This window comes from Rhodococcus sp. 15-2388-1-1a, from assembly GCF_002259145.1.
Lineage (GTDB): Bacteria > Actinomycetota > Actinomycetes > Mycobacteriales > Mycobacteriaceae > Rhodococcoides.
The window spans coordinates 40,976-59,981 of record NZ_NPFP01000013.1; the positions used below are offsets into that span (position 1 = coordinate 40,976).

At 64.5% G+C, this 19,006-nt stretch carries 16 protein-coding genes and 1 tRNA gene; 9 read left to right on the forward strand and 8 right to left on the reverse strand.

The window, feature by feature from the left end:
- The first annotated feature begins 80 nt into the window (after positions 1-80).
- Positions 81-302, forward strand: coding sequence for a CGNR zinc finger domain-containing protein (locus CH302_RS30860; protein WP_217903113.1), 222 nt, complete (start codon positions 81-83; stop codon positions 300-302).
- Complete coding sequence (locus CH302_RS09150) at positions 299-694, forward strand: VOC family protein (protein ID WP_037196217.1); 396 nt, start codon at positions 299-301, stop codon at positions 692-694. Before CH302_RS30860 ends, CH302_RS09150 begins: the two co-directional genes overlap by 4 nt.
- A 215-nt stretch (positions 695-909) precedes the next feature.
- On the opposite strand, the gene CH302_RS09155 is transcribed toward CH302_RS09150, so the two are convergent.
- The 7 genes from CH302_RS09155 to dcd form a co-directional block, all read right to left on the reverse strand.
- On the reverse strand, positions 910-2,025 hold the full coding sequence (locus tag CH302_RS09155; protein WP_037195858.1) for a fused (3R)-hydroxyacyl-ACP dehydratase subunits HadA/HadB: 1,116 nt from the start codon (positions 2,023-2,025) through the stop codon (positions 910-912).
- Positions 2,026-2,075: 50 nt separating this feature from the next.
- The gene (locus tag CH302_RS09160; protein ID WP_037195860.1) at positions 2,076-3,044 is read right to left on the reverse strand and encodes an Hsp70 family protein; all 969 of its coding nucleotides are present in this window, start codon (positions 3,042-3,044) and stop codon (positions 2,076-2,078) included.
- A 140-nt stretch (positions 3,045-3,184) separates the two neighbouring features.
- Positions 3,185-3,472, reverse strand: coding sequence for an ANTAR domain-containing protein (locus tag CH302_RS09165; protein WP_037195863.1), 288 nt, complete (start codon positions 3,470-3,472; stop codon positions 3,185-3,187).
- A gap of 151 nt (positions 3,473-3,623) precedes the next feature.
- The gene (locus CH302_RS09170) at positions 3,624-4,721 is read right to left on the reverse strand and encodes a hypothetical protein (RefSeq protein ID WP_052048112.1); all 1,098 of its coding nucleotides are present in this window, start codon (positions 4,719-4,721) and stop codon (positions 3,624-3,626) included.
- Between the two features lie 81 nt (positions 4,722-4,802).
- Positions 4,803-6,245, reverse strand: coding sequence for a CYTH and CHAD domain-containing protein (locus CH302_RS09175; protein ID WP_037195865.1), 1,443 nt, complete (start codon positions 6,243-6,245; stop codon positions 4,803-4,805).
- 55 nt (positions 6,246-6,300) lie between these two features.
- Positions 6,301-7,821: an Hsp70 family protein gene (locus CH302_RS09180; protein ID WP_037195867.1), complete on the reverse strand. Its 1,521-nt coding sequence runs from the start codon at positions 7,819-7,821 to the stop codon at positions 6,301-6,303.
- Positions 7,822-7,990: 169 nt separating this feature from the next.
- Positions 7,991-8,569, reverse strand: a complete 579-nt coding sequence (gene dcd, locus CH302_RS09185) for a dCTP deaminase (RefSeq protein ID WP_032396620.1) — start codon at positions 8,567-8,569, stop codon at positions 7,991-7,993.
- A 140-nt stretch (positions 8,570-8,709) separates the two neighbouring features.
- Here dcd and CH302_RS09190 point away from each other — a divergent pair, with 140 nt between their 5' ends.
- The 6 genes from CH302_RS09190 to CH302_RS09215 all read left to right on the forward strand — a co-directional run bounded on the left by CH302_RS09190 (position 8,710) and on the right by CH302_RS09215 (position 15,903).
- The gene (locus tag CH302_RS09190) at positions 8,710-9,423 is read left to right on the forward strand and encodes a hypothetical protein (protein WP_037195869.1); all 714 of its coding nucleotides are present in this window, start codon (positions 8,710-8,712) and stop codon (positions 9,421-9,423) included.
- Entirely contained in the window at positions 9,420-11,549 is a 2,130-nt protein-coding gene (locus CH302_RS09195) for an Rv1355c family protein (RefSeq protein WP_037195871.1), read from the forward strand. The genes CH302_RS09190 and CH302_RS09195 overlap by 4 nt, the downstream gene beginning before the upstream one ends.
- Before the next feature lie 117 nt (positions 11,550-11,666).
- Positions 11,667-13,448: a putative bifunctional diguanylate cyclase/phosphodiesterase gene (locus tag CH302_RS09200; RefSeq protein WP_037195873.1), complete on the forward strand. Its 1,782-nt coding sequence runs from the start codon at positions 11,667-11,669 to the stop codon at positions 13,446-13,448.
- A gap of 32 nt (positions 13,449-13,480) precedes the next feature.
- A tRNA-Gly gene (locus tag CH302_RS09205) sits at positions 13,481-13,554 on the forward strand.
- Between the two features lie 372 nt (positions 13,555-13,926).
- Positions 13,927-14,778: a glycoside hydrolase family 16 protein gene (locus CH302_RS09210; protein ID WP_052048113.1), complete on the forward strand. Its 852-nt coding sequence runs from the start codon at positions 13,927-13,929 to the stop codon at positions 14,776-14,778.
- 168 nt (positions 14,779-14,946) lie between these two features.
- The gene (locus tag CH302_RS09215; protein WP_037195878.1) at positions 14,947-15,903 is read left to right on the forward strand and encodes an esterase/lipase family protein; all 957 of its coding nucleotides are present in this window, start codon (positions 14,947-14,949) and stop codon (positions 15,901-15,903) included.
- Positions 15,904-15,907: 4 nt separating this feature from the next.
- On the opposite strand, the gene CH302_RS09220 is transcribed toward CH302_RS09215, so the two are convergent.
- A complete protein-coding gene (locus CH302_RS09220) occupies positions 15,908-17,095 on the reverse strand; it encodes a PucR family transcriptional regulator (RefSeq protein WP_037195880.1) in 1,188 nt (395 codons plus the stop codon).
- A 164-nt stretch (positions 17,096-17,259) separates the two neighbouring features.
- Between CH302_RS09220 and CH302_RS09225 the strand changes: the two genes are divergently transcribed.
- Positions 17,260-19,002, forward strand: coding sequence for an aldehyde dehydrogenase family protein (locus CH302_RS09225; protein WP_082323874.1), 1,743 nt, complete (start codon positions 17,260-17,262; stop codon positions 19,000-19,002).
- Positions 19,003-19,006: the final 4 nt, after the last annotated feature.

Sequence of the window (19,006 nt, forward strand, 5' to 3'; positions counted from 1 at the left end):
AACACATCGACGACATTGCGCGACGACACCCTGTCACCCGCCGAATCGATCTCGGGGACGGCGGTGGCGTCGGAGATGTTGTGGGAACCGCAGATCCGATCGAATCACTCTGTGCGCGTGCTGCGTCGGCCGTCATCGACCTATTGAACGGGCCGGATCGTGAGCGCCTGGCGTTGTGCGTTGCCCCGCGATGCGGTCATCTGTTTCTGCAGGATCGACCCGATCAGCAATGGTGTTGCGGCGCATGCGGCAATCGGGCGCGCGCGGCACGACACCACGCCGTGAAGAAGGACAGGTCATGAACATTTCGGTACACAAAGTGGTCCTCGACTGTACCGACGCCCGTGAGTCAGCCGAGTTCTACCGGCAGCTACTCGGATTCGAATACGTCCCCGGCGACCCCGAACCGATCGATCCGGATTGGCTCGCGATCACCGCACCCGACGGTTCGTGGCGAGTCGCGTTTCAGCAGGTCGACGCACTTCCGGCCGCAACGTGGCCGGACGGCGAACACCCCCAGATGCTGCACCTGGACTTCCGCGTCGACACTGTCGCGCAACTCAACAAAGAGCATTCGCGTGCAATGGGTTTGGGAGCTACATTGCTTCGGGATCTGCACGACGACCCGGTGGAGCCGATCCGAATCTATGCCGACCCGGCCGGCCATCCATTCTGCATCTTCGTGGGGGGATGAACCCAGCGCACATCTACGCCCCTCGCATGAATTCACGCCCGCTACAGGGGGCGTGGATTACAACGAAGGGCGTCAATGCCGCTGCACCCTGCCGATCAGCTCCCCGGATTCGGATACCCGACGCCGATCGGAGTCGGATTTCCAAAACTGAGGAGCCGATCCCCGGACAGGACAGCCGGGCACCGAGTGGTGTGGTTGAGTGCCGCCCAGGGCACTCAGCCCAATTGCACTGTTGCCGTAGCGCGGTGACCGAAGATTCGCTTGCCCTCGAATGTCGCGCCCAGTGAGATCACTGCAGTGCGTGTCGCTTCGTCCTTGGACTTGATCTTGCCGGTGAAGACGATTTCGGCGGCCTTGTGGGTGTCGACCGGGATAGGGGTGGTGAAGCGGACGGTGTAGTCCTTCACGGCGCCCGGGTCGCCGAGCCACTCGGTGACGTAGCCGCCGCCGACGCCCATGGTGAGCATCCCGTGGGCCAGCACGTTCTCGAGATCGATCAGCTTGGCGAACTGCTCGCTCCAGTGAATCGGGTTCGCGTCGCCGGCAACGCCTGCGTAGTTGACCAGGTCACCGCGGGTGAGGCGCACCGTGCGTGACGGCAGTTCGTCTCCGACGTTCACATCGTCGAACTTCTGCGTCGGCCGTCCCCGGTACTCCTCGATGATCAGCGGTTCGTGTTGCTGCGGAGTGGACAGTGTGTCGCCCTCACCGGAATCGGCACCGCCGACGTCCGTCGTCGCGCCGAACATGACCAAGTTCTTCGCAGACTCGGCGATGGCCGGATCGATCTCGCCGGACCGACCGACGAGGAGCGTGGTGTACGTGGTCTGCACCAGTTCGTTCTTCTGATTGGACACGATGTTCTTGGTGACCATCATGTCGCGACCCATGACCGTCTTGAACGAATCGAGCGAGACGTCGCACGTCAGCTGATCGCCGGCGAGGATCGGCTTCTGGAACACCAGCACCTGATCGGTCTGCAGAATCTGGCTCAGGTCGTAGCCCTCGGCGATGGACTGGAGAAGCTTCTTCTGCGCGAGGGTGCCGACCAGCGACATGAACGTCAGAGGTGCGACGAGGGCACTGTGACCCAGCGCGGCCGCGGCGTCGCCGTCCCAGTGGGCGGGGTGGAAGTCCTGGACGGCGCGGGCGTACTCACGGACCTTCTCGCGGCCCACCTCGTAGTAGTCCTCGGTGCGGTAGTGATAACCGACCATGCTCCGAGCATGTTCTGCCGGATCGAATGCTTCCCCGTCGGTTGCTGCCGCACCGGACTCCGCTACCTGCTCTGCCACTGTTGTCCCACCGTCTCGTACCCCACTGTTCACCATTACTGGAGCAACCTACCCAACAACGGCGTTCGTTGGCCAGGCCGGCGGGTTCAAGCCGAGCGGTGTCGCGGGGAGTCGTGGTAGCCCACCATGCCCACCATCGAGGCGTGTTGCGACGGCACAACGTTGGCGATCGTGGCACCACGCGGGTGATGCCGACGCGATGCGACCGCGTCGACGGCCATCAGAGCCGCACCGTGCGCGGTGAGGGACTCCGGATTGGCAGGCGCGACGACCGGCAGCATCAGATCACGACGAAACAGGCGCCGAAGCGTCGGGATGTTGGCGCAGCCACCGACCATCACCAGGGCATTCACAGCGCAGGGAGCGTCGACGATGACACTGGCCACCCAGTCCTCCAACGAACGAATGCTGCGCTCGAGCACATCGTCGAAGGTGTTGCGCCACAATCTGACCGGACCACCGATGAAGGGTCCGGCAACCTCCGCCACCCGCAGCCGGGAAAGCTGCTCGCGTGCCGTGCGGATCGACACCGTCAATTCTGCTCGGGCGCGATCGGACGCCAACTCGTCTGCTCCGTACGTCGAGAGCAGGTAGCGCGCGACCTGCTCGTCGCAGCTGTTGCCTCCGAACAGCGTGGTGCGCACCGAACTGAAGACCGTACCGGTGGCCGGGTCTGCGACGGACACCGTGGTGCCGGATGCCCCGACGTCACAGATCGCAACGGTTCGAGCGCCCTCGAGCTGGCCCGTGCCCTGCAGATACCGCAGCTGAGCACCGAGTTCGGACGCGACCAGCAGGCGATCGGCCTCGTACGTGGAGTAGGCGGACGTACGCGCGCGAGCACCGGGATCGTCCGGCACGGCCAAGACGATGTCGGTTCTGTCGACCATCTGGTCCCGCGACATGGAGTCCAGCAAGTCGAGGGCGACCTGAAGGTGGTCGTCAGGATCGAACGAGTGGACGATGTGGGCCGACCGCACCGACTCGTCGATCGCATCGACTGCGACCCCTCGGGCAGTGGCAGAACCCACCGAAACACCAAGGACTGTTCTCATGATTCCTCGACTCGACTTGCTACTCCGACCTGCCGATAGTAACCGCCGAACCGCCGTCTGGACAGCAATATCGGTATTTGAATGAACTTTCGGTTTGTTTTGGGAGATATAACAAGCAGCAGGATGCGAGTCGTCCGATCTCAGGCGACGTGATCGAAAGGATCTCGACGGTCCGCCAGCAGCGGGCCCCATTCCTCCTGCGCCGACATCATCGCCGCACAGTCGACACCGTTGTCCGAGTCCATCCCACGCGCGGCCGCGACGATGGAACGAGCGGACTGCACGAGCGAGACGTCGAAACGGAAGCTGTGCGCCGCCAATTCGGCGAACGCATCCTCCGGACTGCAGCCACGCAGCGCGATGAGAACACCCACTGCCCTGTCGATGGTTGTGCGGGTCACCGGTCCTGCTGCGGAATGATCGGTCATCGGATACTCACCGTCTACTGGTCGATCACCCGATGGTAGCGAGGCGTGAGCAGAAGTTCAGGTGTCGGAGTCGAATTCACATACCCGTCACGCGAAGGACTTGTCCAAGTATCAAAACCGCTCGCTCACAATGCAATCAACGACTCGAACGTCATTCGACCGGATCCGCCGACGGTGCTGCATCGGTGGTGGGCTCGGCGGTCTCCGGAACCTCGGTGGTCGGCTCGGACGGCTCGGTGGGCGGCACCTCGGTTTCGGGTTCCGGCTCGGGATCGACGGTCGGAGTTTCCTCTCCACCCGAGCCGCCACCGCCAGAATTCCCGCCGCCCGGTTGACCGCCGCCCGAGTGGCCACCACCCGAAGCCCCGCCGCCCGAAGCGCCGTCGGAGTCGCCACTGCCGGCGTTGCCGCCTCCGCCGGTGACCACGCCGGGTCTGCCGCCACCCGAATCGACGGCACGGGAGTTGCCGCCACCCGACGACACCTCGCCGTTCGGAGTGGGGACCGAACCCCCGAGGACTGCGTCACTCCAGTCGGCGATTGAAATCGGCCCGTACACCGGGGCCTCGAACAACCCCGCCTCGACGGGCGGAACAGTAGACGGGGCAGTAGGCGGGACCGCCGAATCGGCAATGACCGCCACCGACGTCGACACGGCTCCGCCGTCTTCGCTCGACGGCATCTCGGCGGTGTCGACCACGGGATTCTGTGTCGGATCGGCCGCCGCCAGTGCCCACACCGTGGCTCCGCTCAGTGCCGCGAGAACCGCAACGCCCAATCCGATCATCGTCAGCCGCGCGCTGCGTGGCGTGCCCGTCCCGGCCCCGGCAGAGCCACTCCGGCCCTCGTCACCCGTCGCAGCAGAGACGGACACAGGCTCGGCGAGGGCGGCCTTGGCTCCGATCAGTGCCGCAGCAATTCCCAACGGAACCGCGGAGTTCAACCGCGGATCTCCGGCATCGACTACCCCGACGTCACGAACATCGTGGGCGGCCAGAGCAGCGCGAACGGTCCCACAGAGCGCGATGCTGTCGCAGACCACCCCGGAACCGCTGATCAGCAGGTCGTTCTGGGCCGCCTGCACCCTCATGATTCCGAGCATCGTCGTGACCGCGTCACCGACACCCCCGGGAACCGAGGAAACGGAGACGGTGCGAGTGGAAATGGGCCCGAGTTCGGGCAGATCGGCCTCTACCAGCGAAGCGGACACTTCTTCGACACCGACGTGCACTCCGAGTGCAATGGCCATGATCGTCGACTCCCCCGAACTCGATTCCGACTCAGAGTACTCTTCGAGCCTCGAATCGGGGAAATATACCGCTTTCCGTGATCAGAACTCCAATCTGCCGGCCTCGTCCCGGGCCATCTCGGCGGCGCGGCGCTCGCGCTCGAAGAGCAGGCCGAAGGTGAAACCGTTCTCCCCCGCCGTCGTCCCTGCCCGCGCGCCGAGAGTCCGCAGAATGTCCGCCGCGATCACCGCGTCCTGATGCTCTCCCAGCACCTCCTGAATTGTCTTGAAGTGCTTGATGTTCGCTTTCGACACCTTCTTGTCCGTCACCGGTGCCACCAGCTCGGCCGCATACCGTGCACGTTTCGATGCCTTCCGTGCGCGATGCAAAGCCTCGTCGTCGGTGCCGCGCACGGCACTCTTCGTGCGATCGATCGTTTTCTTCCCTGCCTTACGGGCAAGCTTGATCAACACGCGATCGGTGACCTCGCCGTCGATCGGTAGCCCGCGCGACCACTCGGATAGCGTCGTGAGCAGCGCGCGGTAACGCTCTCCGTCGAGTTCGGTCATCGCCGCCTCGCGGTATCGAATCTGCTCGGCCAACAGATCGTTCTCGATGCGCGACGCGACCGGCCCGAGCACCAGTTCGGGCGGCAGTTCGCGCAACGCAGCGGCGAACCGAGCACGCTGCACCTGACGATCTCGTACCTCACCGAGAATGCTTGCATACCAGGATAGTTCGGCCTCCAAGTGCGCGGCGGGCTCGTCCTCGAACAGACTCCCGAACACGCGGAGGGTACTGCGGTATCGCCGAATCGCCACCCGCGTGGAATGAATCGGATCCAGCCCTCGGCGCAGGTAGACATCGCCTGCGACGATCGCCTGTGCCTGTGCATCGAGATAGTCCGCGAGCAGGGCTGCCCCGGGTTCGGCGGGAACCTGGCGCACCACCGACAGCGCCCGATCCAACTTCGACGGATGCGCCGACGGCCGAGCACCGGCAGCGCGCAATACCTTGCCCGCCTTCTTCAGAAACGACTCCGAGCCTGCGGGTCCGAGTTCCACCTCGACCTCCCGCCACCGCGGACCGGTCGCGCCGCCGATCAGAACGACAGAGACCTCGTCGTCCGCGATCTCCGCAACCACCGCCCCGTCGGCGTCGGACACGGTGTGGATCGTTCGACGCGTCGTCAGAGTCGCGACCGCGGACAACTCGCCGCCCATCACCGCACCGCGCAGCACGTCGTTCAGCTCGTCCGGCACCGCATTGTGCGCACCGTTGCCCAGAGGGAGCCGAATCTCGGTCCGCGCCTTCTCCGCCGGGACCTTCGCATGCCAGCCGTTGTCGGAATCACCGGTACGACGCCGCACCGTGATTCCGCGTCGCAACAGATCGTGGCCGACGGTATCGAAGTACTCACTGCTCAGGTCGGTCTCGCTCGACTCCAGTGCGCCGCCGGTGGGCACCAGCGAAGCGAGAGTGGGCAACTGGAACTCTGCGTCGACGTCGAACTTGTCTTCGCGCTCGGTCTGAATCGACTCCATACCGCTCATCCTGCCTCGAGTACCGGGGCAGGCGGAGCCGGAAAGCGCAGACCGGTCAGCGACGCGGAAAGTCGAAGTCCGGGAACGGAAAATCGAACGTTCGAGTCGCCCGCGTGGTGGTCGTCGGATGCGTCGTCGTGGCGGTGGGCTTCGTTGTGGTCGGACGAGTCGTAGCGGCAGGTGGGACCGCCGTCGGCACCACGGTCGGTCGATCGACGGTCGGCCTGTCGGGTGCCGTCGTCTCCGCGATGTCGGACGGGGAACTCGTCGTGGCCACGGTGCGCCGCGTGGCCGTGGCGCTCTGAGCGTCCGTCGTGGTCGGGGCCTCGGGCGAGGACGACGGTGCCGGCGCGGCGACCGGAGTGGACGTCTGCGCCGTCGTGGTCGCGAGCGGCACCGACGACCCAGCAGGCGCGGCGGGTGATCCGTCTGCGGCAGGCACCACGGACTGCGACCGAGCGGTCTGCGAGGAATCCTGCGATATGTTCACCGCCGGTGCCGGATCGTCGCCGCCGGTTCGCGCAGCCGCCGTGACCACGGTGCCGGCTGCACACACAGCGACGAGCGCCGCGAGCGCGCCACCGAGATGCCGAGCCTTGTTTACCCTGGTCATTCGCTTGGAGGACGTGTCGCTGTGTCGCGGGCGCTTGGAAACCACCGGGGCAACCGCAGCCACCTGTAGGTCTGCGGACTCCCGATCCACGGCAGCGAACCGATCGGTGAACACCTCGGGTGGTGCGGGCGCGGGACGCAGACCCACAGTCCGAGCGATCCCGGCAGCGCCGTGCGCCGCCAGCAGTTCGGGCTGTTCGGGCACATAGACCGGCATCGACACCGCGTCGAACAGGACCTGCCGAATTATCTGCATGTTGGCACCACCGCCGACGGCGACGATTGCGTCGACGTGAACGCCCTGCGCGCCGACCGCGTCGAGCACGTCGACGGCCATCGAGACGGCTCGGTGCACGGCATCGCCGATGAGCTCGTCCAGATTGCCGCGCCACAGCGATGCGCGTCCGCCGACGAACGGTCCGGCAATGGACACGCTGCGCAGCAGAGCCAGTTCGTGTTTCCCGTCGCGGACATCGTGAACGAGTCGCCTGCGAGCCTCGACCGTCAGTGCCTCGGCCGCGCCGAACGTCGCGATGAGGTGTTCGCTCAGCACCCGATCACAGTCGTCACCACCGAGAGCGTCCGTCCGACGCGACGCGAGAACATCGCCGCTGTCCAGGTCCACGACGGAGACCGAGGTACCGGATGCGCCGACGTCGAACAGAGCGACGCAGCGCTCGCCTGCCAGCACACGCGTCTCACGCAACGCACCCAACTGGGCACCGAGTTCGGACACGAGCACAACGCCGTCGGAGAAGTCCTGGTCGTAGGCCGTTCTGGGATCACTTTCGCGCAGTGCGAGCACCGGATAGAAGTCCGCGGACGCGTACTCGGTCGCCAGATTGTGTACCGATGCGATGACGGCATCCCACGGATCGGGGGCGAGGCCGTTGGGTGCGGGCCGGGTTGCGACGGGCTCGTGCACTTCCAGGACGGCACCGGGGTGAGCGTTGTCGCTGATCACGCTGCGGAGACCACTCGACCCCAACGAAGCGCCGAGTACGGACACATCGGGAACCGCGGACACTAGAAACCTCGCTCTGGTAGGCCCCAACCCACGTCAGCTCACCAGAGTACCGCTACAACCGGACATTCGCCATGTTTTACCGCGAGGAAACAAACCGTTCGATCGTTTACTCGACGCTCGACCGAACGAAATTCAGGTAGGCCTTCGAAGGCGTCGGCCCGCGCTGGCCCTGATACTTCGACCCGACCGCGGCGCTGCCGTACGGATTCTCGGACGGCGACGACAGCCGGAACAGACACAGCTGCCCGATCTTCATGCCCGGCCACAACGTGATCGGGAGGTTGGCGACGTTGGACAGCTCCAGCGTGATGTGGCCACTGAAGCCGGGATCGATGAAGCCTGCCGTCGAGTGTGTGAGCAGCCCCAGCCGTCCGAGCGAGCTCTTCCCCTCGAGCCGACCGGCCAGGTAGTCCGGCAGCGTCGTCAATTCCAGCGTGGAGCCGAGAACGAACTCACCCGGATGGAGTACGAACGGCTCACCTGCCGCAGGTTCGACCAGAGTCGTCAACTCGTCCTGCTGTAGCGACGGATCGATGTGGGTATAGCGGGTGTTGTTGAACACCCGGAAAAGCTTGTCGAGTCGCACATCGACACTCGACGGCTGAACCATCGACGGGTCGAACGGTTCGATCGCCAGGTTTCCCAGAGTCACTTCGGCACGGATGTCACGGTCGGAGAGCAGCACCTCTGCAGGCTACTGGTCCTTGGCGGCCCACCGCGACACACCCGAGCCCCGATCACAACGCATAGCTCCGCAAAGGAAAAGCCGGACAATCGAACGGCACCACCATTCGCATTCGAGGAACTCCTATCAGGAAGACTGAAATGACAATTCTGTTCGACGTCCCCTCGTATTGGGATCACCGATCCCAATGCCACGTTCTGGCCACCACTCCCACCGAAAATCCGGAGTTGTGGGAACAATTCCTGGACGGCGCAGAGGAAAGCTATCTGCGACACGGTGTGACAACCGCACTCGAAATGTCGACCATTCGTGACGGCGGCACCACAGCACTGTTCTTCGCCGCACTCGACCGAACCGGACAAATAGTCGGCGGGGTACGGGTGCAGGGGCCGTATTCCTCGGTCGATCAATCGCACGCACTGATCGAATTCGCCGCATATCCCGACGGCCTACGCCACGTACACACCATGCTCGACGAACGCATCGGCCACGGCGTCGTCGAACTCAAGTCAGCGTGGGTGGCTCAGGACGCACCCCACGGCCGCGCCGTCACCGCGATGATCGCGGAATCACCCGCGTACAGCACTGCACTTCTCGGCGCGCGCTATGCCCTGGCGACCGCGGCCTCCCACGTCCGCACCGCCTGGCTCGACACCGGAGCGGTCATCGCCACCCAGATCGCGCCGATTCCCTACCCCGACGAACGCTATCGTACCGAGGTGTTCTGGTGGGACAGAACAACACTGGCATTCAATGCCGATCTGGCAACCTGGCGCCGGATGCGGCACAACACGGTCACCCTGCTCGCACACCGCCGCGCAGCCGTCGCACTCGAGGAAGCAGTCGCATCATGAACGACCGAACCACAGCCGGCGACCACTGGAAGCCTGTGATATTCGACGAGACGGACGCCACACAGCGCGCCGCCCTCGACGAACTCAGACGAGATTCCAGCCTCACATTCATGGACGAGCGGCAGACGCAGAGAAAGGGCCTGCACTCATTGCTCCCCAGCCCTGAGCAGAGCATTCTCGACGAAAGAGACAGATGGGTTTTCTTTCCTTGGCGAAAGACGGTCGTCGCCCTACTCGGACCGAACTCGTTTCGACACCTGAGGCTGGCCAGAAACAGGAACAAGATAACCCTGGCGGAACAGAATTCCTTGGGAGATCTCACGATAGGAATCATCGGCCTGAGCGTCGGGCACGCCATTGCCCACACCCTTGCACTCGAAGGTATCTGCGGGACGCTTCGCCTCGCCGACTTCGACGAGATCGAACTTTCCAATCTCAATAGAATTCCGGCGTCCATCCTCGATCTCGGCGTCAACAAGGCGGTCGTCGCAGCCCGCCGCATTGCCGAGATCGACCCGTATCTGCGCGTCGAAATCGCCGAGGACGGAATCACCGAGAACACCATCGACGAGTTCTTCGACGGACTGGACCTGCTCGTCGAGGAATGCGACTCCCTCGATGTCAAGGTCCGCGCCCGCGAGGCAGCCCGCTCGCGACGCATCCCCGTACTGATGGAGACCTCCGACCGTGGACTTCTCGACGTCGAACGCTTCGACCTCGAACCCGACCGCCCGGTGTTCCACGGAGTCCTGGGCGAGATCGACTCCACGAGCCTGCGAGGGCTGGGCACCCGCGACAAGATCCCGATCGTGCTGGATCAGCTCGACGCCTCGCTGCTCTCGGCCCGCATGGCAGCCTCGATGGTGGAAGTGAGCGAAACGATAGAGACCTGGCCGCAATTGGGCGGCGACGTCCAACTCGGCGGTGCCACCATCGCCGCAGCCGTTCGACGCTTCGGCACCGGAGCGAACCTGCCCTCCGGACGAATCCGCATCGACCTCGACACCCATCTCGACGCGCTCGCGGCCCCGAACCCGACGCGGAGGGCGCAGCAGACCTCGGTCGACACCGCCGTCGACGCTCACCGCACGTCCGTCGATCCCGACGGGCTCGTTCTCGACGCTGCCCGCCGAGCGCCGTCCGGTGGAAACAGCCAGCCGTGGACGTTCACCCGCGACGCACGCACCGTGCGCATCGGGGTCGATCGTGCCCGAACCTCGACCCTCGACATCGCCTTCCGCGGCAGTTACGTGGCAGTCGGTGCGGCCGCCTTCAACGCGCGAGTGGTGGCTTCCGCGCAGGGCAGACTCGACCGCACCGAAGTCACCGAGCGCGGAGTCGAGATCACGCTGAGTGCGGGTGGCCCGCAACCCGTCGAGGATCGACGCCTGCTCGACGGGGTTCTCGAGCGGTGCACCAACCGGGAAATGGGTACCGGCGCACCCCTGGACGCGAACATCGCCGCCGACATCGCTGCTGCGGCAGCAGCAGAAGGTGGACGGGCAGTGCTGCTGACGGCACCCGAATCCATTGCGGCGGCCGCGAATGTCCTCGCCGCGGCGGATCGAATCCGGTATCTCACACCGCACCTGCACCGCGACATGTTCTCGGAGTTGCGCTGGCCGGGAGATCTCGATCCCGATCGAGGAATCGAGGTCTCGACGCTGGGGATCGACGACGCTGACCTGTCCAAGCTCGAGATCGTCAAGCGGCCGGACGTCATGGAGCTGGTTCACGACTGGGACGCCGGCGCTGCACTGGGGACCGACATGCGCGATCGAGTGCTGTCCAGTTCGGCACTTGCAGTGATCGTCGTACCCGGAGCGACCGCAGAACATTACATCAGAGGAGGATCTGCAATGGAGAACGTATGGGTAACTGCGCATTTGCACGGATTGGCAGTACAACCGGTTTCCCCTGCGTTCCTCTACGCGCGTACCGAGGAGGAATACCGGCAACTGTCGACGCACCATGCAGAAACGCTGCAGCAGTTGAGTTTCGAGTTCCGCACACTGCTTGAAATGGAAACCAGCGAGTCCGTTGCGCTGGTGTTGCGGCTCAGTTGCGCCCCGAAAACCACGATACATAGTCGCAGACTTCCTGTTTCAGCGTCTGTATCGGGGTAGAGTTTCGGCGGAGACCAGGGGGAACAGTCCTGCACTGTGTCCACGAGAGGCGGGAGTTGAGCCCTGGAGCACAATCGGACGCTCGAGGTCCTCGTCACCGGCGTCGCAACCGAACTCATGGGTGTCGATTCGGCGACGGTGCGCGAGGCGTACGACTCCGTACTGCGGCAGCTCGTGGACTACCTCGGCATCGACTTCAGCTTCCTCCGACACAACGATTTCGAGGCCAGGGCCACCAGACTCAGCGCGGAATGGCCACCGCGACTGAGCGTGCCCGATCCGGATCCACTGGCAGTGGTCTACTTCGACGACGCAGACTCGGTATTCCGTCTGGCCGAAACACTGACCGAACCGGCAGTGTTTCGGCCGGATCCGGAGCAGGAGGACTACCGCCGACGCGTCGAGGAGGGGTCGGGATTCTCCGCGACCTCGATGGCCGTCGTGCCGCTGCTGCACTCCGGACGCACCACCGGCATCCTCGGCTTCATCAAGATCGGCGACCGAAGTTGGTCCGAGGCAGAACTCAATGCGCTCAAAGCAATTGCGGCACTGCTCTCTCAACTACAGGCGCGAGTGATCGCCGAGGAACGGCTTCGCTTCGCGGCGCTCCACGACCAACTGACCAAACTGCCGAACCGCACCGCCCTCGCACAACACCTCCGCGAACGGCTCGACCCGTCCATGCCCGGTCCTGTCGCCGTGATGCACATCGACCTCGATCGACTCAAGGCACTGAACGACTTTCTGGGCCACCTCGCCGGTGACCACTACCTCGAGACCATCGCCGATCGACTGCAGAGCTTCGTCGGCAAGTCGGTCGGTCTCGCCGCACGCCTGGGCGGCGACGAGTTCCTGGTAGTACTGGCCGGCCCGTGCTCCGCCCGCGTCGCGACACACCATGCCGAGATGATCGCCGACGCAATGAACGCCCCCGTCACCCTCGGAGTCGAACGCATCAGCAGAAGCGCAAGCATCGGAATCGCCTTCGGCCAACCGGGCAAGCACACCGCCGAGTCGCTTCTGCGGCAAGCAGATCAGGCCGCCCTGGTGGCCAAACGCGCGGGCGGCCACAACATCGCCCTGTTCACCGAAGAGATGCACGCCGAAGCCGAACTCCGCAACGACGTCGAGATCCATCTGCGCGACGCCATCGCAGGCGACTCGCTCACCCTGCACTTCCAGCCCGAAGTGGACCTCGTCACCGGACGCATCACCGCAGTCGAAGCACTGGTCCGATGGCAACACCCCACCCGCGGACTGCTTCCCCCGTCCGCATTCATCCCCGTCGCCGAGGAAACGAACCTTGCCGGTGAACTCGGCCGCTGGGTCCTCGACCGCGCCTGCCGCACCCTCGCCGACTGGCAACGCGAGATCCCCCACCTCGACATCGCAATGCGCGTCAACATATCCCCCGTCCAGCTGGTCACCAACGGATTCGTCGGAGCCGTCGCCAGAGCACTCACGGAGTTCTCGATAGCCGGCCCCGACCTCTGCCTCGAGATCACCGAAGTGGCAGTGGTGCAGGACCTTTCCCGTACCCGCGTGACGCTCCGCGAGCTCCGTGAACTCGGCGTGCAAGTGGCCATAGACGACTTCGGCACCGGATACAGCTCCCTGTCGCACCTCAAGGAACTCCCCGTCGATGCGCTCAAGATCGACCGAGCCTTCGTCACCGACCTCGGTGCCAGAGACACCGGCGACGTGGCCATCGTCCAGTCCATCATCGGACTCGCCGACGCATTCGGACTGAACATCATCGCCGAAGGCGTCGAAACACAGAGCGCCAGAAACACCCTGATCGAATTGGGCTGCACCCGCGCACAGGGCTACCTGTTCTCCAAGCCGGTAGCAGCACCCGACGCCCTCACCCTGCTGCACGGCGTGCGAATCGACATCTGAACGCCCTGGTAACCTTCGAGCCGACACCACACGCCGGTGTAGTTCATTGGTAGAACGCGACCTTCCCAAGGTTGAGAGGCGGGTTCGATTCCCGTCACCGGCTCCACTACTGCTCATCGAGTCGTTCCTGCAGGCTCCACTCCTGCCCCTCTCGAGTCGTTCCTGCAGGCTCCACTCCTGCCCCTCTCGAGTCGTTCCTGCAGGCTCCACTCCCGGGTCCCCGTAGTCGCTCCCGCCTCGTACGCATCGCTGAACTCACAGACACTGCCTAGTCACTGCGGTCACTCCTGAAACAAACCGACCACCGACCAATATCGGTCGGTACCCTTGCTTCCGACCGGTAGCACTGGTGAATTCATTCATTGTATTCGCAAGAATTCCTGCATTCCAGAAGAAACTTCTACCGCCTACTTTGTCGTGCTAGAAATCAAATGTCGACATTTGTTCACCGACATATGACCTGACAGGAATCCCCCTCATGCGATCACTAATAACAATTGTCGCGGTCACCTTGACGACGATGGCCGTGGCCGTCTCGTCGGCGACCGCAGCCCCGTCACTGGCCGCACCCCCGAGAACCCAAGGCGGAGCAGGAACCCTTCTGTGGGAAGATCAATTCAACGGGTACGGCGGGCCCGACCCCGCCAAGTGGGGCTTTCAGACCGGCCGTTGGGGCGCGAGTTCCGGTGAGCAGCAGTACTATACGGATTCCTGGAACAACGCCAACCAGTTCAACGGCTCCTTGAACATCACCGCGCGGCGGGAGAACCCACCGGACCGCAAGCGGGCACCGTACAACTTCACCAGCGCCCGCGTGGTCAGCATGGGCAAGCAGTCGGTGACGCCGCCGGTACGCATCGAAGCATCGATCAAGATGCCGAGCGCCCGAGGCCTGCTGCCCGCATTCTGGACCCTCGGCCTACAACCCGGTGGCGAATATTCATGGCCCAGCCAAGGGGAAGTCGACATCGTCGAAATTCCCGGACTGTACGGACCTTCATTCAATTTGCACGGACCCTCGAAGTGGAACTCCAATCAAGATGTGAAGACCGGCGGAAGCATGAATCCGGTCGACAACGGGTTCCACACCTACCGAATCGACTGGCTACCGAACAGCATCACCTGGTTCGTCGACGGAGTCGCCCGGTTCTCCCTGACTCAGGCCCAGTACGAGGCAAAAGGCGGCAATTGGAAGGCCTTCTCGGGCACCTGGCCGCACTACATCCTCTTCAACGTCGCCGTGGGCAACAACTGGGTCGGCAAGACATTGAACAGCACACCGTATCCGCAGACGATGAGTGTCGACTGGCTGCGCGTGAGTCGCCTCTGACCTGCAGAGCAGCAACTGCTGTCCGCTCGGGGCCCAGCCACTACGGCTGGGCCCCGAGCGGTGTGCGCATCCGGCACGAATTCGACGACAGAACAATTCTTGTGACTTTTATCAGCTCCGACCTCTTTTCATAGGAACATTCCACAGTTCGAGGAATATCGTCGATCCATGCGCGGACCACGGCGGAGTCTGATCACCCTCGTAATCGCCGCTGCCGCTGCACTGCTCGCGCCCTCCGCACACGCAGGGCCGGTGATGCCCATCGCCGCGGCCCCCGAGCAACCCGATCACGCAGATGCCATTCGCTACGCGGCATCGAATCGCGACGCCGCCCCGCCCGGAGCCAACGACATGAGCTGCAAGCCCACCGCAGCCCACCCGAATCCCGTCGTCCTGGTGCACGGCACCGACGCCACCGCGTACTCGGACTGGGCCGGCTTCGCACCGATTCTGAAAGCAGCCGGATTCTGCGTCTTCGCCATCAACTACGGCACGTCACCGGACGGCAAATCCAACGGCTACGGCGTCATCGAAGACAGTGCAGCACAACTGAAGGCGATGACGTTGTCGATACTCCGGGCGACCGGCGCCGCCGCAGTCGACGTGGTCGGCTACTCGCAAGGTGCCGCGGTCGCTCGGTACTTCGTCAACAGGCTCGGCGGTGCCTACGTGGTCGATCGCTGGGTGGGGATTGCATCGCCGACCTACGGCGGCACCATGTACGGAGTGTCACCCGTCGTGCAGGCGGTGCCGGGCGCAACCGGTGTCCTGGCAAGCGAATTCGGCCCGGGTCTGGCTCAACTGATGGCCGGATCCGACTTCCTCGACCGACTCAATGCAGGCGGCGACACCGTGCCGGGGGTGGAGTACACGTCCATCGCAACCAGGGTCGACGAGGTCATTCAGCCGTACACCAATGCGCTGCTTCGGGATCCGGGAGCGCACAACATCGTGGTGCAGGACGTGTGCCCCGATACCGAGGTAGCGCACTTCACGTTCACCTACGATCCCACCGCGCTGCGGCTGGCGCTCAACGCTCTGGACCCGGCGAACTCGCGTCCCCCGACCTGCGTACCGGTGCCGCTGGGAGCCGGAATCCTCGACGTCGTCCTCGCCAGCCACTGACCCTTCAGGTCAGGAGCTGATACGCCCTGAGCCCGACGTAGAGTTCCGCGGCCTGAACCGGATCACGGAAGTCGCGACCGGTGAGCTCGGCAATTCGACGCAGCCGATACAACACCGTATTGCGGTGGTAGTGCAGCGATTCGGCGGCATCGCGGGTGGAACCGCCGCACGAGAACCAGGCGTCCAGGGTGTCCAGCAGGCTCTGCCGTTCGGCTCGCGGCAACGCCAGCAGATCACCGAGTATCTGACGTGAGGCGACCCGGCCCGATTTCGGATCGCGGACCAGCAGGAGCGGTACCGGCACGGAGTCGTAGCGCACCGGTGTGGACGGTGCGGCCTGGCTCGAGGTGCACGACCTCGCCAGCCGGGCCTGGCCCACGGCGTCGCCGATACCCGACGGGGACCGGAAGACCGAACTCACCCCCACCCGTCCCGGACACAGCTCGCTGAGGGTGACCAAGGCCGAATCGATCTCCGATTCCGTTGCGGCACAGATCAGCCCGACGCTACCGTCCACCTCGGCGTCCCATACCGATTCGGCACCCGCGGTACGGAGGCGAGAGATCAACTTGTCGATCCCCACCGCTGCGGTCAACGGCTCCTGCGAGACCACCGCGAAGTAGCCGTGGTCGGGAATGCGAAACGTGCGCAACGCGTCGGCGGCCGCAGTCGGATTGGCACCGTGATCGGCGAAGAGCACCCGGATGAGGCGGCCACGGGCCTCGGCGCTCTCGCGGGCACGCATGTCCGCGCTCTCTCGATAGGCTTCCGCGGCCTCGTCGGAGTACACGTCGACCAGAGCCCAGACCTGGGCGGCCATGTCCAGCAGCGCATGACTGGCCCGGCCGTCCGAACGTTCCATCAACTCGTCCCAGACCAACCTGCCGCCCAGCCTGAAAGCATGCAGCAGGGCAGCCAGCGGTACCCCCTGCTCGGCTTTGAGTCGGCCCGCGTCCCGCGCCGACTCGAGTCGCATGGGAGCACGACCGGACAGCTTGCCCAGCATCGACGCCAGATTGCTCCGCGACGCCTCGTAGAGCTGCTCGGTGGTGAGCAGCGTCGATTCGAGGTAGGCGTGCTCGGCCCCCAGGATCCGTCGCACCAGTTCCGTCGCCAGGTCGTCGACGCCGTCGAGCATCGTCGCGGCCAGATCGGTCGGTGACGGATGCACATCGAACTCGGTCGCGGTCATGGCAGAACTCTAGCCTTACCCGTGTAAGCCACACCACAGCCACATTGTGCGACGGCACAAACCGTCGCATCCGATTGAGGCCCGTGGCCCATAGCGCCAGGCGACCGAGTGCGACCACAATCACAGTGAAGCCGTGTACCCGAACGACGAGTGGAGCCGAAAAGTTGACCAGCGACGTGACCCCACACCTGCAATCCGTACCGAAGACGGGACCCACCGACGCAGTCGACTCGGCACTCGCCGATCTGGTCGAGGGAGAGAAGAACTGGGGACGTCTCACCCTGGCCGAGCGTCGGGCCATCCTCGAACGCGTGCATGCGCTGACCACAGCTCACGCGCAGGAGTGGGTGACGGCGGCAGCGTCGATCAAGGGCCTCGACGCCTCGTCCAGCCTCGTCGGAGAGGAATGGCTGTCGGGTCCGTACTCGTTCCTGAACGGACTCGGCACCGTGGCACACACGCTTGCGGCGCTCGAGGCCGACAGCAGCCCACTGGCCGGTGCCACGTTCGGTACGGCGCCCGGTGGACGCACGACGGTGTCGGTACTGCCCCTCAACATCTTCGAGCGACTCCTGCTCAACGGGTTCACCGCCGAGGTTTGGCTGAAGCCCGGAATCGACCGTGCAACCGCACAGCGGACCGCGGGCCTCGCCCAGCTCGATCCCACCAGCACCGCAGGCATCGGAGTGGTGCTCGGCGCAGGCAACATCACCTCGATCGCGCCGCTGGACGCGCTGTACGAACTGATCGCCTTCAACCGAGTCGTCGCGCTCAAGCTCAACCCCATCATGGATCCACTGCTGCCGGTGTTCGAGAAAGTCCTCGCACCGCTCGTGGACATCGGCGCACTGCGCCTGCTCACCGGTGGAGCCGACGTGGGCACCTACCTGGTCCAGCACGACAGCGTCGACCACGTTCACATGACCGGCAGTGCCATCACGCACGACGCGATCGTCTTCGGTCCCGGCCCGGACGGAGCTGCGCGCAAGGCGGCCAACGACCCGATCCTCACCAAGGAGATCTCCAGCGAACTCGGCGGCGTCTCGCCCACCATCGTTCTGCCCGGTGAGTGGAGCCGTGCCGACATCGAGTTCCAGGCCGAACACATCGCCACCCAACGCCTGCACAACAGTGGATACAACTGTGTCGCTTCACAGGTCGTCGTTCTGTCTTCGGAATGGAAGCAGCGCGACGAATTCGTCGCCGCCCTGCGCGCCGCCCTCGACCGCGCGCCTGCCCGAGCGCCCTACTACCCCGGCAGCGACAAGCGAGTGTCCGACGCCACCGCCACCTACCCGTCCGCCGAACGCCTCGGCGAGCGCGGTGGCCGCGTGCTCATCACCGATCTGAACCCCGGTGAATACGCACCGCTGCTGCAGACCGAGTACTTCGCCCCGGTCATGGGCATCATCGAATTGCCTTACAGCGGAGCAGCATTCGCCGCCAAGGCAGTGCAAGCCGCGAACGAGGAATTCACCGGAACACTCGGCATCAACATCATCGGCACCCCCGCCACCATCAAGGGGCTCGGGGAGAAGTTCGACACCATGCTCGCCGACCTGCGCTACGGCACCATCGCCGTCAACGCCTGGACGGCCATCGGATTCCTCACCGCAGCGGCCACCTGGGGCGCATTCCCCGGCCACACCGTAGACGACGTCCAGAGCGGAATCGGCATCGTGCACAACGCTTTGCTGATCGACGGGGCCGAGCGAACAGTGGTGCGCGGTCCGTTCCGACCGATGCCGCGCTCGCTGATCAACGGCGAACTCTCCATCTCCCCGAAGCCACCGTGGTTCGTCACGAACAAAACCGCAGCATCGACCGGCAAATTGCTCACCGCATTCGCAGGTGCGCCGTCCTGGTCCAAACTGCCTGCGATATTCGCTTCCGCCCTGCGCGGCTGACACC

Bases quoted from the DNA above. Each gene is read 5' to 3' on its own strand.
- CH302_RS09150 (WP_037196217.1), top strand. From the start codon at position 299: ATGAACATTTCGGTACACAAAGTGGTCCTCGACTGTACCGACGCCCGT.
- CH302_RS09155 (WP_037195858.1), bottom strand. From the start codon at position 2,025: ATGGTGAACAGTGGGGTACGAGACGGTGGGACAACAGTGGCAGAGCAG.
- CH302_RS09160 (WP_037195860.1), bottom strand. From the start codon at position 3,044: ATGAGAACAGTCCTTGGTGTTTCGGTGGGTTCTGCCACTGCCCGAGGG.
- CH302_RS09165 (WP_037195863.1), bottom strand. From the start codon at position 3,472: ATGACCGATCATTCCGCAGCAGGACCGGTGACCCGCACAACCATCGAC.
- CH302_RS09170 (WP_052048112.1), bottom strand. From the start codon at position 4,721: ATGGCCATTGCACTCGGAGTGCACGTCGGTGTCGAAGAAGTGTCCGCT.
- CH302_RS09175 (WP_037195865.1), bottom strand. From the start codon at position 6,245: ATGGAGTCGATTCAGACCGAGCGCGAAGACAAGTTCGACGTCGACGCA.
- CH302_RS09190 (WP_037195869.1), top strand. From the start codon at position 8,710: ATGACAATTCTGTTCGACGTCCCCTCGTATTGGGATCACCGATCCCAA.
- CH302_RS09195 (WP_037195871.1), top strand. From the start codon at position 9,420: ATGAACGACCGAACCACAGCCGGCGACCACTGGAAGCCTGTGATATTC.
- CH302_RS09200 (WP_037195873.1), top strand. From the start codon at position 11,667: ATGGGTGTCGATTCGGCGACGGTGCGCGAGGCGTACGACTCCGTACTG.
- CH302_RS09210 (WP_052048113.1), top strand. From the start codon at position 13,927: ATGCGATCACTAATAACAATTGTCGCGGTCACCTTGACGACGATGGCC.
- CH302_RS09215 (WP_037195878.1), top strand. From the start codon at position 14,947: ATGCGCGGACCACGGCGGAGTCTGATCACCCTCGTAATCGCCGCTGCC.
- CH302_RS09220 (WP_037195880.1), bottom strand. From the start codon at position 17,095: ATGACCGCGACCGAGTTCGATGTGCATCCGTCACCGACCGATCTGGCC.